The following is a 14,374-nucleotide window of genomic DNA, read 5'->3' on the forward strand; positions in this document are numbered from 1 at the left end:
GGTCATCCACTGCGTGGAGGAGTTCCAAAAATTGGAGGTCCACCAATACAAGACCGTACACGGCACTCCTCACATGGCGCTATCCGGCCTGATGTTCATCTGGGATATATCGCCGAAGAGCCTTTCTCCCGCCGCGTCCGCGGCGGGAGAAAGCGTGTCGAGGGTGAGGAAGCCATGGATCATCTTGGCCTCGCGGCGCAGCAGGGTCGGGACGCCCGCGTCCATGAGACGGTGCGCATAGGCCTCGCCCTCGTCGCGAAGAGGGTCGTGCTCGGCGGTGACGATCAGGGCCGGGGGAAGTCCGCTCAGATCGGGCTCGAACAACGGACTCACCCGCGGGTCCGCGCGAAGCCGCGGGTCAGGCACCCACAGTTCGGCGCCCCACGCGATATCGTCGGTGGTCAGCCCCCAGCCGGTCCTTTTCTCCTGCGCACTCGGCAGAGAGAGGGTCAGATCAGTATTAGGGCAGACGAGAATCTGAGCCGCGGGCAGCGGTCCTCCTGCGTCCCGCAAGCGCAGACAGGCCAGCGTCGCGAGGTGGCCGCCCGCGCTGTCCCCGGCGACCATGAGTACTCCGCCCCGGGTCAGCTCGGCCACCCGGGTCTGCGCCCATTGGACGGCCGCGACCGCGTCGTCCACCGCGGCAGGCCATGGACATTCGGGAGCTCGCCGATAGTGGACCGCCAGGACCGCCACCCCGACCTCCCGAACAAGGCGGCGGCACAGGCGATCATGAGAATCCAGGTTGCCGATCGTCCACATTCCCCCATGCAAATAGACCAGCAAGGCCATACCCGTTGCCGACTCCGGCAGATAGAGCCGGACGGCCAAGCCGTCCGCTATCGACATGTCCGCCACTGCGACACCCGGCAGGCCGGGCGGTCTGCGCGCAATCCTCTCCTGCTGGAGTTCACGCACCGCGTAAGGCCCCAGCTCACGCCATGTCGGCCCGATAGAGGCACGAGCCTCCTCGACGAATTCCACCAAAGCCGTGTCCATCAGCAGATCATTCAACTGCGGGGTCATTCGACCATTGTTCCATGAACAATCGTGAGTTCACTGGGTCAGGGGGTGCGGGACGGGTGAGGTGGTGTGCTCGTCGATGGGCATGGCGCGGTCTGCCGGGGAAGGCGCGCTGGGCGCAGTCGGTGCGTTCACAGACCTGAGGCCCGGCCTGGGAGGCTGTGCCGGGCGGCCGGGCGGCCGGGCGGTGGACGGTGCGGGCGCCCCAGAAGTAGCGGCGGCCGTCGGGTATTTCGGCGATCTGGGTGAGGATCCGGCCGGGGTGCCACTCGGCCGAAACGGTGAGGACCGGGCCGCCTCCCGCAGGGGCGACCCCGTTAGATCGGCATGCCCCGGTGACCACAATCTAGCGAAATGCCTGCTATTCGGTTGGATCGACCGTAACCCCTGCGCCGCCACGGCCCCAGCGGCAGACTGACCATGAACACCTCCCGCACCACCGCCACCAATGAGGAGTCACCCCGGTGAACCGGACCGATCCGCCCGCTCCGCCCAGCGCTGAGGCGTCACAGCCGCACCACCCCTTGGGGGACCGGAGTTCATGCCGGCGGGCCTGGCTCCGGTCGAGGTGTGAGGCGGCGAGGTCGGGCGGGATCGCATGAGCCCTTCCTCATCGGCGTCCCCGTTGGCCAAAACCCTCGCCACCACGAGCCTGCAGGCCGCGGTCCGCGCGGCGGCGTGCGTGCTGGTGCTGCTGGTGCTGGCAGCGCCGCTGGCGATGCGCGGCGGACCGGTGTGGTGGGCGGCGTGGCTGGTGACCGTCGCACTCGCGGTGTCGGCGGCCACGGCGATGTGGGAGTTGACGCGCCGCTATGCAGCTGACCAGGAGGCGGCAGGCCGGCACCTTGGCCAGGTCCGGCAGGAGCTGGCCGCGGTCACCCAGCGGGCCGAAGAACACCACCACACGTGGCAGGGCCACGACGCCGGCCAGCGGCAGCAGCTCGAGCTGACGGTGTCTGTGCTGAAGCACCTGGCCGAGGTGCAGATGCCCGCGGCGCTGGAGGGACGGGCGATCCCGGCCCTTCCCGCGCAGGCCGAGCACGCGTTGGGGCCCGACCTGATCAAGGCGTGCGGGGACGCGGTGCAGCGGGCGACGGCCGCACGGCGGGAGTGGGCCGGGCGGGAGGAGTCCCAGGCGCAGGTTCTGGTGACGACGGCGCGGCGGTTGCAGGCGGCGATGCACCAGGTGCAAAGCGCGGCCGAGAGGCTGGCCGAGGACCACCGCGGCCAGCCCGAGGTCAGCGTCGCGGCCCAGAATCTCGATCATCTGGCCGCGCAGGGGGCGCGGATGGCTCAGCGGGTGCCGGTGCTGTGCGGATCGTGGGAGGGCCAGCAGTGGCCGCAGCCGGTGCGGCTGGCGGCCGTGGTGCAGGCTGCGGCCGGCCGCATCGGCGACTACCGGCGGGTCAGCCTGGAGGGCGATCCTGACATCGCGGTGTCGGCGTCGGCGCTGGAGGGCGTCGTGCATGCGGTGGCCGAGCTGCTGGCCAACGCGGCCGGGATGTCCCCGAGCCAGACGCCGGTGGAGGTGCGGGTGGTGGCCGCGGCCAACGGCGCCAGCATCCGCATCGACGACCACGGAGCCGGGCTGGAGGAGCCCCGCAGGTCGCGGGCCCGCGCCATGGTGGCCGGCGAGTCGGTACCGGACCTGGCCGAGCTGGGAGAGGTCCCGCAGCTGGGGCTGCCGGTGGTCGGCCGATTCGCCGCCCGGCTCGGCCTTCAGATCACACTGGAGGACTCCCCCTACGGCGGTCTGCGCGCCGTGGTGTGGATGCCGGACCGGATGCTGGTGGCAGCACCCCAGGACGGGCCCACCCACACCACCGGCAGTCACCCGGCCGGATCCGCAAGCACCCCGCAGAACACCTCCCTGAGCGTCCCGGCGGCGGGTCCTGCACCCGCAGCGCGGCCCGCCGGCGGCGCAGGTGACACCGGCGGGCTTCCGCAGCGGGTCTCCCGCCGCGGCGCCGCGGCCCATCCGGCGTCCGGCGCCGGTGCGAGGCCCGCGCTGCCCGGAGTGCAGGCGTCGGACGAGACCCCGCAGGAGGCCGGTGCCAAACTGGCCGCGCTGATGGGCCAGATTCCCGGGGTGCCGCCGGCCGGTCCCGGCGCCCGGCCACGATCCGACACCCCTCCGAGCGGCGATCCGTCCGGTGATCCCCTCGACCGTTCATCGGAGTTTGGAGAGGCATGACCACCCACTGGGTCCTGGAACCTCTGGAGAAGGTGGCCGGCATCACTCATGCCGTGCTGAGCTCGACCGACGGGCTCATCTCGGCCTGGACGAACTCGCTGGAACGCGACGAGGCGGAGCGGCTGGCGGCGGCGTGCACCAGCATGCTGTCGATCGCCCGCAGCGTGGCCGGTGAGCACGGCGCTGGCGGCAAGGCGGTCCACCAGGTGAACTCCGTGTTCGAGGGGGGTGTGCTGTTGGTGCGGGGTGTCGCCGAGGGGACGTGCTTGACCGTGCTCGCAGCCGCCGACAGCAACCTGGCGGTCGTCGGTCAGGAGATGCAGGCGATGGTCGCCAGCCTCAGCCCGGGAAAGCTGGCCACCCCCGAACGCGCCACCGCCGCCGGGACGCGTTTCAGCTCCGGAGCGGGATCCCGCAGCGGCGGGCGGGGTTAGATGACGACGGCCGGTGAGCGGCACGGGTCGGGCGCCAGCCCGGTGCGGCCGTATGTGCTCACCGGCGGCCGTGCCGCCACCCGGCATGGGCTGACGGTCGACACGCTGCTGCGGGCGACGCCCGACGGGCCGCCGCTGCGCGCCGACGCGGCGCCGCAGACGCGCGCGCTGCTCCGGCTGCACCGCGGCGGGATCTTGACGATCGCCGAATCGGCCGCGTACCTGGGCCTGCCCGTCAGCGTGGTGATGGTGCTGGCCGAGGACCTCATCACCTCCGACCACTTGCATCAGCATGCCGCCAGTCAGTTCGCTGAGATCAATCCCACCCTGCTCCAGGAAGTTCTCGATGGCCTTGAACGAGTCTGACCCCGGCGACCCCGACCCGGCCGGAACGGGCCCGGGCCGGGTGGAGTATCTGTCGGCGACCGTCGACCGGATCGCGAAGATCTTGGTGGTGGGCGCTTTCGGCACCGGCAAGACCACCCTGGTGGGCGCGGTCAGCGAGATCCGCGCCCTCCACACCGAAGAGACCATGTCCGAGGCCAGCACCGGCGTCGACGATCTGGCCGGCCTGGACCACAAGACCACCACCACGGTCGCGTTGGACTTCGGCCGCATCACCCTGAACGACCAGCTGGTGCTGTATCTGTTCGGCACCCCCGGCCAGCGCCGGTTCTGGGACATGTGGGCGGGCCTGGCCCAGGGCGTGGCCGGGGTCCTGGTGCTGGTCGACGCCCGCCGGCTGACCGACAGTTTCGAAGTCCTGGGCCAGCTCGAAGAGCACGGCCTGGAGCCGTTCGCGGTCGCGGTCAACCAGTTCCCCGACAGCCCCGATCACCCGCCGGAGGCGTTGCGGGCAGCCCTCGACCTGCTGCCGGAGACCCCGCTGGTCTACTGCGATGCCCGCGACCGCGCCTCGACGATCAACGCCCTGAAAGTCCTGATCCGCCACGCGCTCGCGCGCGCCACCTCTCCTACCTCGCTCACCGCTCCCGGAAGGTCCCAGCTGCCATGAACGCGCCGACGCCCCCGCCGGGCCGCCCAGCACGCCCGGCCGGATCGGCGGCCACCACGCCCGGCACGTCCCCCACCGCGCAGGCGGGACCGGCCGCGGCGGGACGCGGGCGGGCGGTGCCGCTGGCGGCCGTCACCGCCGACCCCACCACGGTGCTGCCCGGGCTGTGGCGCGAGCACGGCCCCCTGGCCCCGGTCGAGCTGGAGCCGGGCGTGCCGGCGTGGCTGGTGATGGGCTACCGCGAGCTGCTGACCATCACCAAAGACGAGGAGCGGTTCTCCCGCGACGCCCGCAACTGGCGCGCCTACCAGGACGGCAGCGTCCCCGCGGACTCACCGCTGGGCCCGATGATGTTCCCCCGCGACAACGTCATCGGGTTCGACGGCGGCGAGCACCGGCGGCTGCGCCGCCCCCTTCAGGACGCGATCGCGAGCATCGACCACCGGCGGCTCCGGCACACCGTCGAGCGGCTGTGCACCGACCTGATCGCAGGTTTCGCCGTCCAGGGGCACGCCGACCTGGTCGCCGACTACGCCGCGGCGATCCCGGCGCTGTCCATCGGCGAGCTCATCGGCCTGGACCCCGAGCAAGCCCGCGAGCTGCTGGCCGCCATGCACCTGCTGTTCAGCTCCGGCCCGCGCGCCCAGGAGGGCAACGCCCGGTTCGAGGCCGTCCTGGGCGCGCTGTTCGGCTCACGCCTCACCCACCGCCGCGACGACCTGACCAGTTTCCTGATCGACCACCCCGACCTTCACACCGACAGCGAGGTCGTGCAGACGATCGTGGTGCTGGTGTCGGCGGGCAAGCACACCTCCATCTCCTGGATCTCCCAGACGCTGCGGATGCTGCTGAGCGACCCGCGGTTCGCCGGCCAGGTCAGGGGCGGGCAGCTCCCGATCGACAACGCCCTGGACGAGGTCCTGGCCGTGCTCCCACCGATGATCAACATGCCCGCCCGGTACGCCCTGGCCGACACCAAGCTGAGCGGCCGCGTCATCGCCCGGGGAGACGCACTGATCCTGGGCCTGGGCGGCGCCGCCCGCGATCCCCGCGTCCACGACGACCTGTGGTGGACCAACGACAATCGGGCGAACTTGGCCTGGTCGGCCGGACCGCACGCCTGCCCGGCCCGCGACCCGGCCCGCACCATCGCCCGCACCGCCATCGCCACCGCCCAGCACCTGCTCCCCGACATGGAACTGGCCTGCCCCCCTGGCGCCATCACCGCGCTGCCAAGCCCCTGGACCGCCATCCCCACCCGGCTCCCCGTGACCTTCACCGCCGCTCCCACTCCGGTCGCCCCCGCACCGCCCGGACGTCACGCCCGCCTCTGAACCGCCCGTCCCAGAACCGCCCGCCGTCCCATGCCCGCCTCCCCCACCGCGCAACGGAGACCGCCATGACCACCGCCCCCACCGCACAGCCCGGCCCCCACGACGACATCCCCCTGATCCGCCTGAACCCGCTCGGGAAAGACCACCACGGTGAGGCCGCCGCGCTGCGCGACGCCGGCCGAGCCACCGGCGGCGTGGTCCGCGTGCTGCTGCCCGGAGACCTGCCGGCCTGGGCGCTCACCACCCACGAACTGGTGCGCTGGCTGGTCACCGACGCGCCGGTCAGCAAGAACTACCGGAACTGGTCGGCGGTCCGAGAAGGCCGGCTGGCTCCGGACAACCCGATCATCGGGATGGTCATGGTCGACAACCTGGTCACCGCCGACGGTGAGGACCACCAGCGGCTGCGCCGCCCGATCGCCTCCCACATGACCCGCCGCCGCACCGAACTCCTGGCGCCCCGCATCACCGGCATCGCCACCGCCCTGCTCGACGAACTGCCCCGGCACACCGACTCCCGCGGTGTAGTGGATCTACGGGCCCACTACACCTCGCAACTGCCGCTGCGGGTGATCTGCGAACTGCTGGGCGTCCCCGCCGCCGACCGACCCCGGATGCGGCACCTGGTCGACACGATCTTCCGCACCGATACCACCGGCGACCAGGTGACTCGGGCGCAGGAGGCGATCCCCGGCTTCCTGAACGAGCTCATCGAGCTGCGCACCCGCGACCGCGGCGACGACCTCACCAGCGCCCTCATCACCGACCGCGAGCAGGGCCGCACCGTGATGACCGACAGCGAACTCGCCGGCACGCTGTGGGTGATGGCGACCGCCGGGCACGAGACCACCATCTCGCTGACCACCAACACCATCCGCGCCCTGCTCGCCCACCCCGACCAACTCCACCAGGTCCAGCACGGCTCCCTGACCTGGCCAACGGTGATCGCGGAGATCCTGCGGTGGGACCCGCCGATCGGCAACTTCATCGGCCGCTACCCCTCGGCCGACCTGCCGATCCCCGGCACCAATGTCATCATCGGCGCCGGTGAGGCGATCCTGGCGCCCTACACCGCCGTCGGCCGCGACCCCATCCACCATGGCGACGACGCCCACCTGTTCGACCCAGCCCGTCTCCAGCAAGGCGACCTGGCGTTCGGCGGCGGCCCGCACACCTGCCCCGGCTCGGCCCTGGCCCACCTGGAAACCCTCACCGCCGTGCCGCTGCTGTTCGACCGGCACCCCAACCTCCGACTCGCCGTCCCCGCCGATCAGCTGCCGCCCATGGCCAGCATCTTCACCAACTCCGCCGCCGTACTGCCGACGCACCTGGGAGAGCCCACGTGATGCTCCGGTAGTCCGACCCCCGCCCTGGGCGCGTCGCTGAGGCCGACGCGGCTTCACCCGTCTGCCGTTCCCCGCCGGCGAACTGGTGCGGGTAGTGGGTGAGCCAGTGCGCCAGCCCCACCCGGCGGAGGGACTCGGCGGCGCGTTCGCGGCGTTCGGGACGCGGACGCCCCGCGTAGAGCAGCTCGGACGCGCCGGGGTCGGGCATGTTCACGCCGTGTTCCCGCAGGCACGCACCCGTCTGAGCCGGGCGCCGTGCCGCCGGTGCCGCCGGCCGCCCGGGGGCTCCGACGCGCTCGGCCCGCCCACGCTGGCGATCCCGTCGTCCTTGCCGGACGAGCCGCCGCAGCCGCTAGGGACAGCGGTTGACCGGGGAGAAGGACGCGGTGTTTCATGCGGGTTCTCCGAGTTCTGGCACGGCCCCGCCGTCCCGCGACCGGGAAGCCGCGGAACGTGGATGGGGGTTCGAACCTGGTCGGCGGTCCTCCCCGCGTACTTCACGCAGTGCGGCGGCTCGCCGGGCGCGTTGATCGGGTCAAGCACCCGGAACCGCTCGCCGGGGCGCGCCTCGCGGCCGAGCACGATCTCGGCCTTGCCCCCGTAGACGGGGGGAACCTCAGGGACGGTCTGGCCGATCGGGCAGAACTGCGATCTCACGCACGCCCCGGGCCGCTGCGTCGGCGTGATGTCGTCGGTAACCGTCGTGATCAGGCCGACGGCTCCACTCCCAGACGGCCGTCATGTCGTGGGCCGCGTACGACCGTGGGTCAACCAGGTTTGGAATGATCAAATCCGGTCCTCCGGTCCCCTCTCACGCCGGTCTCCGGACTCGTGCACGGAAACGTCCGGCCATGACACCGAAGACCGCAAGAAGCGCAGGAATTTCAGAAATGCTCGCCAGAAAGTGCGACTTCAACAAGGAGTTTGAATGGCGATGAACCGAGTGCCGCACAGCGCGCGAGAATATCGAAAGGCAGGACGGCCACCGTCGGCCGGAATTCTGGACGCCCCCGTCCTGGCCGAACGAGGCCCCAGAACGCGCGCCAGACCGGGCGCCGGCACGCCCCCACCAGCCCTTGAGCTGGGCACCGGCGGAGCGAAGGCCGGCCACCCGAGGCCGCGTCATGGCGGGAGGTGGCCAGGTTCCGTCCCGAGCCCGGCGTGTCGGAGGTCGGAGATGATCAATCGAGTCCTAGCATTGTCCAACAATCTCATACCATCGTTTCGTCACCGTCTCGGCCTTCCGTGTCCCGCGGCGGTCGACACAGGGCTCACCCCCCTCGACGGAGGTCTGCATGGCAATCCGCAAGGCGGCCACCTGGCTCGGCCTCGTCGAACATGAGGATGAGACACCGATCAGCGAGCAGCACATCCCCGATGATGTGGACGTGGGGCCTAACGACGTGGACAATCCCAACGGTCAGGTCGCCATGGGCGAAGGATTCCAGATCGCCATGGTTCGCCCCCGGAACTTCCGGGACGCCGCGACCATCGGCAAGTACTACCGGCAGAACATTCCCGTCATCTTCAATCTGGACGACATGGACGATGCCGCGGCGCGGCGGATCGTGGATTTCGCATCCGGACTCATTCTGGGCCGACGCGGCGACATCGAACGCCTGTCGCGCCGCGTCTTTCTGATACTGCCCGACGACACGACCATCCTGACGGCGCAGAGCAGCATCTCCGACGAAGGATTCTTCAACCAGGAGTGACGGTCCGGGGCCGGGCCACACCCGCCCAGCCGTCCACCGCCCGGAATGGACAGATGGACTCCGGGGCCCTTGGCATGTCCTGATCCGGTGCTACCGGAGCCCTCTGGAGGTCCACACCGAGTACCTGAGTCGGCAGCAGACCGCGTAGGTCACCCATCAGGACGCTGTCCGGAAACACAGGGCCCCTCAATCACGTCATGGGCATGAATTCGGGCAGGGTGAGGGCCGAATGGGCCGGCCGTCCCTCCGCGGAGGGCATGGCGCTGAGATCGCGCAGCATGTCGTTGCGCTGCTCCAGCGCTCGAGCGGTGGTCGGGAAGAGTGTGGCATCGCCCTCGCCGACCTGATCCTGGTTCACGGTCACGAACGCACGGGTGTTGTGTTCGTAGTCGGCGAAGCCCGCGGCGTGGTCCCGGTCGGCCAGGGAACCGGCGAGCATGTACGCGCCGACGAGCGCGAGGCTGGAGCCCTGTCCGGTAAGGAACGAGGGCGCGTACGCGGCGTCGCCCACCAGCGCGACCCTGCCGCTGGACCAGCGGGGCATGCGGATCTGGCTGACACCGTCGAAGAACAGGTCATCCGCGTCGCGCATGGCGGCAAGCATGCCCGGGACCTCCCATCCCGCGTCGGCGAAGACCGCGGCGACCAGGTCCCGTTGGGCTTCCGGGTTCCGGAACGCGTCGAACGGCGGTTCCGGGCAGGCGAAGTTCAGGAAGGCGTGCACGTCGTCGTTGTCCCCCACGGCGTAGAGTGCCGCGGCCCTGCCCGGGGTGTTCCACATCGTGGTCTCGCGGAAGAGCCCGAAGGTGTTGCGCATGGTGAACCCGGCGAAGCAGTAGCCGAGGTACCGGTGGAACTGCTCTTCGGGGCCGAACAGGAACTCGCGGGTACATGAGTGCAGACCGTCCGCACCGAACACCATGTCGAACGTACGCCTGCCGCCCCCGCGGAAGGTGACGTCGACCCCGTGGCCTGACTGGTCGAGGCTGTCGATGGAGTCGTTGAACAAGAACTCCACGTCGTCACGGACGGCCGTGTAGAGAGCGCCGGTCAGATCTCCGCGCCGCACCTCCAGGTCCCGTCCCGCGACACCGCCGGTGACGGTGTGCGGGTCGACCGAGGCCACCTCGCTGCCGTCCCCGTCGAGGAAGGTCAGCCGGCGCAGGTCGATGTGCGCGTCCTGCAGTCGCGGCAGGATTCCCATCCTCCGGACGACCTCGAGTGCGGTGCCGCGCACGTCGATGGGGTAACCACCGCCACGCAGGGCGGCCGCCTTCTCGACCACCGTGACCGCGAATCCGTAGCGGTTCAGCCAGAACGCGAGGGCGGGCCCCGCGACGCTGGCCCCGGATATCAGGACCTTGCGCCTCGGCGTGGTACCGATACCCCTCAGATCAGTGCGGGTCATTCCTGGACTCCTTTGCTCATGGTGCGGGCGACAAGCAGGGACAGCGCCGTAACGGCGCCGGCTATGACGAAGCCGGTGACGAAGGCCGATTCGGCCGGGACATCCGACCCGGAAGGGGTTCCGGCGGTGAGGATCGCACCACTGACCTGCACACCCACGGCGAAGCCGATCACGCGGGTCACCAGGACCAGGCTGGTGGCGATGCCGGTGTCACTGTGATCGACGGATGTGGCGGTGCTGGTCACCATCGCCGTAACGCACAGGCCGTTGGCAAGCGCGATCATCATCTTGCCGATGACGAGGTGCCAGACCTCGGTGTGCACGGCCGCCAGGGTGATCAGGGCGGCGGCCATGATGACGATCCCGGCGGTGACCACGGCACGCGAGCCGAAACGCCGCGCCCCGATCCCGCTGATCGGCCCGGCCAGCGACGCGGCCACGGCGCCGGGCAGCAGGAAGAAGCCGATCTCGGTGGCGCTGGCCCCGAAGCCGTACTCGCCGGCGGACACCGCGAACAGCTGCGGGACGAGATAGACCGCCACCGAGGTACCGACGCAGATCACGAACGTCAGCACACACGACTTCCACACCGCAGGCCGTGCCAGCATGCGCAGATCGACCATTGGCGAGGCCGCACGGCGCTCGACGGCCATCCATCCGGTCACGAAGGCGGCCAGAACCACGATGAGGGCGCCGAGCACGAGTGGCTGCGAGCCGATGTCGGGCGCCAGCGCGAGCACGAGCATGAGCGTGACCAGCGTCCCGCTCAGAAGAACCAGGCCGGGCCAGTCGACCGCGGCGTCGTCGGACCGACCCGGCGGATCATGCGGCATCAGCCTGTTCACGAGCATGGTGGCCCCAATGACCGCGATCGTCGGCAGCGCGAACATCCAGTGCCGGGACAGCCCTTCCGCCACGGGCCCGGCCGACAGCGTTCCCGCCATCCCGCCTCCCACGAACAACCCGCTGACCACCCCGATGGCCACCTTCGCCTCTCCCGCGGGGAGGTGTTCGCGAACCAGGATGAACGACAGGGGCAGCGCGCCCACCATCGCCCCCTGCAGTACCTGGCCGAGCAGCAGCACGGGCAGGTTCGGCGCCAGCGCGGACACCAGGCCGCCGGCCGAGACCACCGCCATCAGCCGGATCAGGACTCTTTTTCCGCCGTAGCGGTCGCCGAACTTGCCTGCGACCGGTGTGACGAGCGCGCCGGTGATGAGGAGCATGATGCTGAGTAGCGCCCCTTCGGCCGGACTCATATCCAGCTCGCGTTGCAGGAGCGGGAGCGTCGGCGTCACCACCGACTCCAAGGCGCCGGTGGCGACTGCCAGCATGCCGAGGGCCCCGACAGCGGGCTTCCCGATGTGGACCGGGGGAGCCAGAGTTGCGGTCATGGACGTCCTTTCCGTCATTGCCGGGCGAGCAAGGGGTCGGCCGTACGCGTAGCGCTGCCGCCTTGCCGGGCCCGGCGTGGACATAGCGGCCATTCACGTGGGGCGCAGTGTGCAGGGTGTTTTGTGGACAGGTCCGAGGTCGTCCGGCGGGGTGAACCCGCGGAAGCGGGGCCCGAGGTGGCGCATGCACGGCTCGGCCGGGCGGAACGTGTGAACGAGTGCGGCACGCGCCGAGGACGATATTACACTACACCGTGCAGTGTAGGAAGGCTAGGATGTGCCCATGCCGACCACGAAGACACTGCGTCAGGGGTCCACGCGGAAGCGGGCCGCCATCCTCTCGGCGGCCCGGGAGCTGTTCCTTGCCGACGGCTTCGACCGGTCCAGCGTCGACGCGGTCGCCGCCCGGGCCGAGGTGTCCAAGCGGACGGTCTACGACTACTTCGGCGACAAGCAGACACTGCTGCAGGCAGTCGTCGACGCCGTCGGCCAGTCACTGATCACCACGATCCGGCACACCCTCGACGACACCCTCACCGACCTCACCGAGGACGCCGACCTCGAGGACGCCCTGGTCACGTTCTCGATGCGCATCGCGACCGACATGCTCGGCTCGGCGGAGTACGCAACGCTGCAACGACTGGTCCAGGCGGAATCCGGCCACCTGCCGCACCGGGGCTACAACTCCATGGCCGACACCCCCGACGAGGCACTCGCCGAGCGATTCGCCGCCTTCGCCGCGGCCGGGCTACTCGAGGTCCCCGACGCCCGACTCGCGGCCGACCAGTTCCTCGCGCTGACCTTCGGCGTCGCGCTGGACAGGCTCGGTTCCGCGAATGCCGCGGAGGACACCCGCGTCCGGCCACTCGTCGTCGAGGGAGTGCGGACCTTTCTCCGGGCCTACCGAACCACGTAGGGCTGGGGCAGCACGAAAGAACAGTGCGCCGTCAGCCCACGCTTCCTCCCCCTTCGCGAGTGCGCAGGGCAGCACCGGCGAGCACGTCGAGCCCGCGCAGGGACTGCTCCCGGCCCGCTCCCACCCGGAGGTCCGGGTGAAGGACACGTGACGAGCCTGATCCGGACCTACGTCTCGCTCACCGTCGGCAGTGCACTGACGTGGCCGGCCACCACCGCCGGGGATCGTCCTGGACGAGAACACCAGCGCGATGGCCGTAGTGGTCTCGGTGACACCGGTGACCGCCGCGTACCCGTGTTGCTCGCGCTCGGCTCGGCGGGTGGGGAAGCCCGTCCGGCACGGACGCCCCGTCCTCTCGCTTCGGCGGGAGGACGGGGCGGAAAAGGGCTCCCCCAGTCAGAAGGGCGGGGCGGAGAGGCAGATCGGATGGTTTCGCCGCAACCACTTCGTCCCAGTGCCCGAGGCGCAGCGGCTCGGAGCACCATCCTCGTACACATAAGGCATTAGTGTACGAACCGGCCAGTTCGGGGCTGAGAATCACTCGATCCGCTTGATGAACGCGTCCAGGAGGTCGTCGGCGGGACGTGCGGGTGACGGGTAGGCAGGCCGCGAGTGGGTGAGGCCCGCGCGCAGGAGTTGCTGTGCGGTCTGGTGCGCGACGACGCCCGGGTTGATGAGCGGTACCTCCAGTCGAGCACTGAGGTAGCGGTGCGACTCGTGCATGGTGGTGGAACCAAGGATCAGGACCTGAGCGCCGTCCTGGTCGATCGCGGCGCGGCACGCGGCGAGCAGTTGCGGGAAGAGAGTGTCTTCGCGGCCGGTCAGCAGCGCTTCGGCGTCGGGGCGGGTTCCGATATCGCGGATGCTCACCAGCCGGTCAGCGAGACCGCTGGCGGCGGCCCCGGCCGGGTACAGGGCATGCCACTGCGGCCACATGGTCACGACCCCGATCCGGTGACCGAGCAGGCCCGCGACCGCCATGGACGCCTGGCAGGCCCCGACGACAGGGATGGTCAAGCGCGAGCGCAGCGCGGACAGGCCGCTGTCGGACATCGAATTGACCACCACGGCCGCGAAGCCGCGGTCGGCGGCGCGGGCACCGACCGCCAGCACCGCAACGTCGCAGATCGTGCGCTCATAGGCGCTGTCGATCATGTTCGCCGCTCCTTGGGTCGGAGCGGCGAACTCCACCTCCACCCCCGGGTCGATGACCTCCTCCGGGAGCTGGTCGGCGAACGCCGCCAGTCCTTCCGCCGGAACCGCCACGGGCAGAACATGCAGAATCCGCCGCGTCATCGCGCCGCCTTTCGCTGCCGCATTCTTTAACGGCCCAATGGGGCCCGGACCAGATCATGAGACAGACCACGCTAGCCGCACAGGCGGGCAAATGCGGGCATGTCTGTGCGGATGACCCGAAGCAAGGAAGGCCGGTCAGTTCACACACCCCGTAGGGATGGAATCGGACCAGATCTTCGAGCAGGCCCGCGGGCTCGGCGACGGCGTCGACTCGGCTGCCGCACACCGGTCGGACCCACCGCCGGCCGATCGGGAGGTAGCGCTCGGTCTCTTCTCCGGGGGCGAGCCCTGCAAGGGGC

The 14,374-nt window shown here is 70.4% G+C and carries 13 protein-coding genes; 8 read left to right on the forward strand and 5 right to left on the reverse strand.

The window, feature by feature from the left end; translation table 11 throughout:
- Positions 1-69 precede the first annotated feature (69 nt).
- Complete coding sequence (locus tag OHA34_RS06860) at positions 70-1,026, reverse strand: alpha/beta hydrolase (RefSeq protein WP_329521009.1); 957 nt, start codon at positions 1,024-1,026, stop codon at positions 70-72.
- On the reverse strand, positions 1,007-1,366 hold the full coding sequence (locus OHA34_RS06865; protein WP_329521010.1) for a short-chain fatty acyl-CoA regulator family protein: 360 nt from the start codon (positions 1,364-1,366) through the stop codon (positions 1,007-1,009). Before OHA34_RS06865 ends, OHA34_RS06860 begins: the two co-directional genes overlap by 20 nt.
- A 255-nt stretch (positions 1,367-1,621) precedes the next feature.
- Between OHA34_RS06865 and OHA34_RS06870 the strand changes: the two genes are divergently transcribed.
- The 7 genes from OHA34_RS06870 (at position 1,622) to OHA34_RS06900 (ending at position 9,061) form a co-directional block, all read left to right on the forward strand.
- The gene (locus tag OHA34_RS06870) at positions 1,622-3,217 is read left to right on the forward strand and encodes a sensor histidine kinase (protein WP_329521011.1); all 1,596 of its coding nucleotides are present in this window, start codon (positions 1,622-1,624) and stop codon (positions 3,215-3,217) included.
- Positions 3,214-3,651 carry a roadblock/LC7 domain-containing protein gene (locus OHA34_RS06875; protein WP_329521012.1) on the forward strand — a complete coding sequence of 146 codons (438 nt, stop codon included), beginning with the start codon at positions 3,214-3,216 and terminating at the stop codon, positions 3,649-3,651. The genes OHA34_RS06870 and OHA34_RS06875 overlap by 4 nt, the downstream gene beginning before the upstream one ends.
- On the forward strand, positions 3,652-4,017 hold the full coding sequence (locus OHA34_RS06880) for a DUF742 domain-containing protein (protein ID WP_285940267.1): 366 nt from the start codon (positions 3,652-3,654) through the stop codon (positions 4,015-4,017).
- The gene (locus OHA34_RS06885; protein ID WP_329521013.1) at positions 3,998-4,666 is read left to right on the forward strand and encodes a GTP-binding protein; all 669 of its coding nucleotides are present in this window, start codon (positions 3,998-4,000) and stop codon (positions 4,664-4,666) included. The genes OHA34_RS06880 and OHA34_RS06885 overlap by 20 nt, the downstream gene beginning before the upstream one ends.
- Positions 4,663-6,000, forward strand: a complete 1,338-nt coding sequence (locus tag OHA34_RS06890; RefSeq protein ID WP_285940269.1) for a cytochrome P450 — start codon at positions 4,663-4,665, stop codon at positions 5,998-6,000. The genes OHA34_RS06885 and OHA34_RS06890 overlap by 4 nt, the downstream gene beginning before the upstream one ends.
- A gap of 65 nt (positions 6,001-6,065) precedes the next feature.
- On the forward strand, positions 6,066-7,346 hold the full coding sequence (locus OHA34_RS06895; protein WP_329521014.1) for a cytochrome P450 family protein: 1,281 nt from the start codon (positions 6,066-6,068) through the stop codon (positions 7,344-7,346).
- Positions 7,347-8,641: 1,295 nt separating this feature from the next.
- The gene (locus OHA34_RS06900; protein WP_329521015.1) at positions 8,642-9,061 is read left to right on the forward strand and encodes a cell division protein SepF; all 420 of its coding nucleotides are present in this window, start codon (positions 8,642-8,644) and stop codon (positions 9,059-9,061) included.
- Between the two features lie 190 nt (positions 9,062-9,251).
- Here OHA34_RS06900 and OHA34_RS06905 read toward each other — a convergent pair whose 3' ends face one another.
- Both OHA34_RS06905 and OHA34_RS06910 read right to left on the reverse strand, forming a co-directional pair.
- Complete coding sequence (locus tag OHA34_RS06905) at positions 9,252-10,469, reverse strand: FAD-dependent monooxygenase (RefSeq protein ID WP_329521016.1); 1,218 nt, start codon at positions 10,467-10,469, stop codon at positions 9,252-9,254.
- Positions 10,466-11,863, reverse strand: coding sequence for an MFS transporter (locus tag OHA34_RS06910; RefSeq protein WP_329521017.1), 1,398 nt, complete (start codon positions 11,861-11,863; stop codon positions 10,466-10,468). Before OHA34_RS06910 ends, OHA34_RS06905 begins: the two co-directional genes overlap by 4 nt.
- A gap of 283 nt (positions 11,864-12,146) precedes the next feature.
- Here OHA34_RS06910 and OHA34_RS06915 point away from each other — a divergent pair, with 283 nt between their 5' ends.
- On the forward strand, positions 12,147-12,779 hold the full coding sequence (locus OHA34_RS06915; protein WP_329521018.1) for a TetR/AcrR family transcriptional regulator: 633 nt from the start codon (positions 12,147-12,149) through the stop codon (positions 12,777-12,779).
- Positions 12,780-13,316: 537 nt separating this feature from the next.
- Here OHA34_RS06915 and OHA34_RS06920 read toward each other — a convergent pair.
- Positions 13,317-14,075, reverse strand: coding sequence for an aspartate/glutamate racemase family protein (locus OHA34_RS06920; RefSeq protein WP_329521019.1), 759 nt, complete (start codon positions 14,073-14,075; stop codon positions 13,317-13,319).
- Between the last annotated feature and the right edge of the window lie 299 nt (positions 14,076-14,374).

The sequence above is a fragment of the Spirillospora sp. NBC_01491 genome, assembly GCF_036227065.1.
In the GTDB taxonomy this organism is placed as follows: Bacteria; Actinomycetota; Actinomycetes; order Streptosporangiales; family Streptosporangiaceae; genus Spirillospora; species Spirillospora xylanilytica.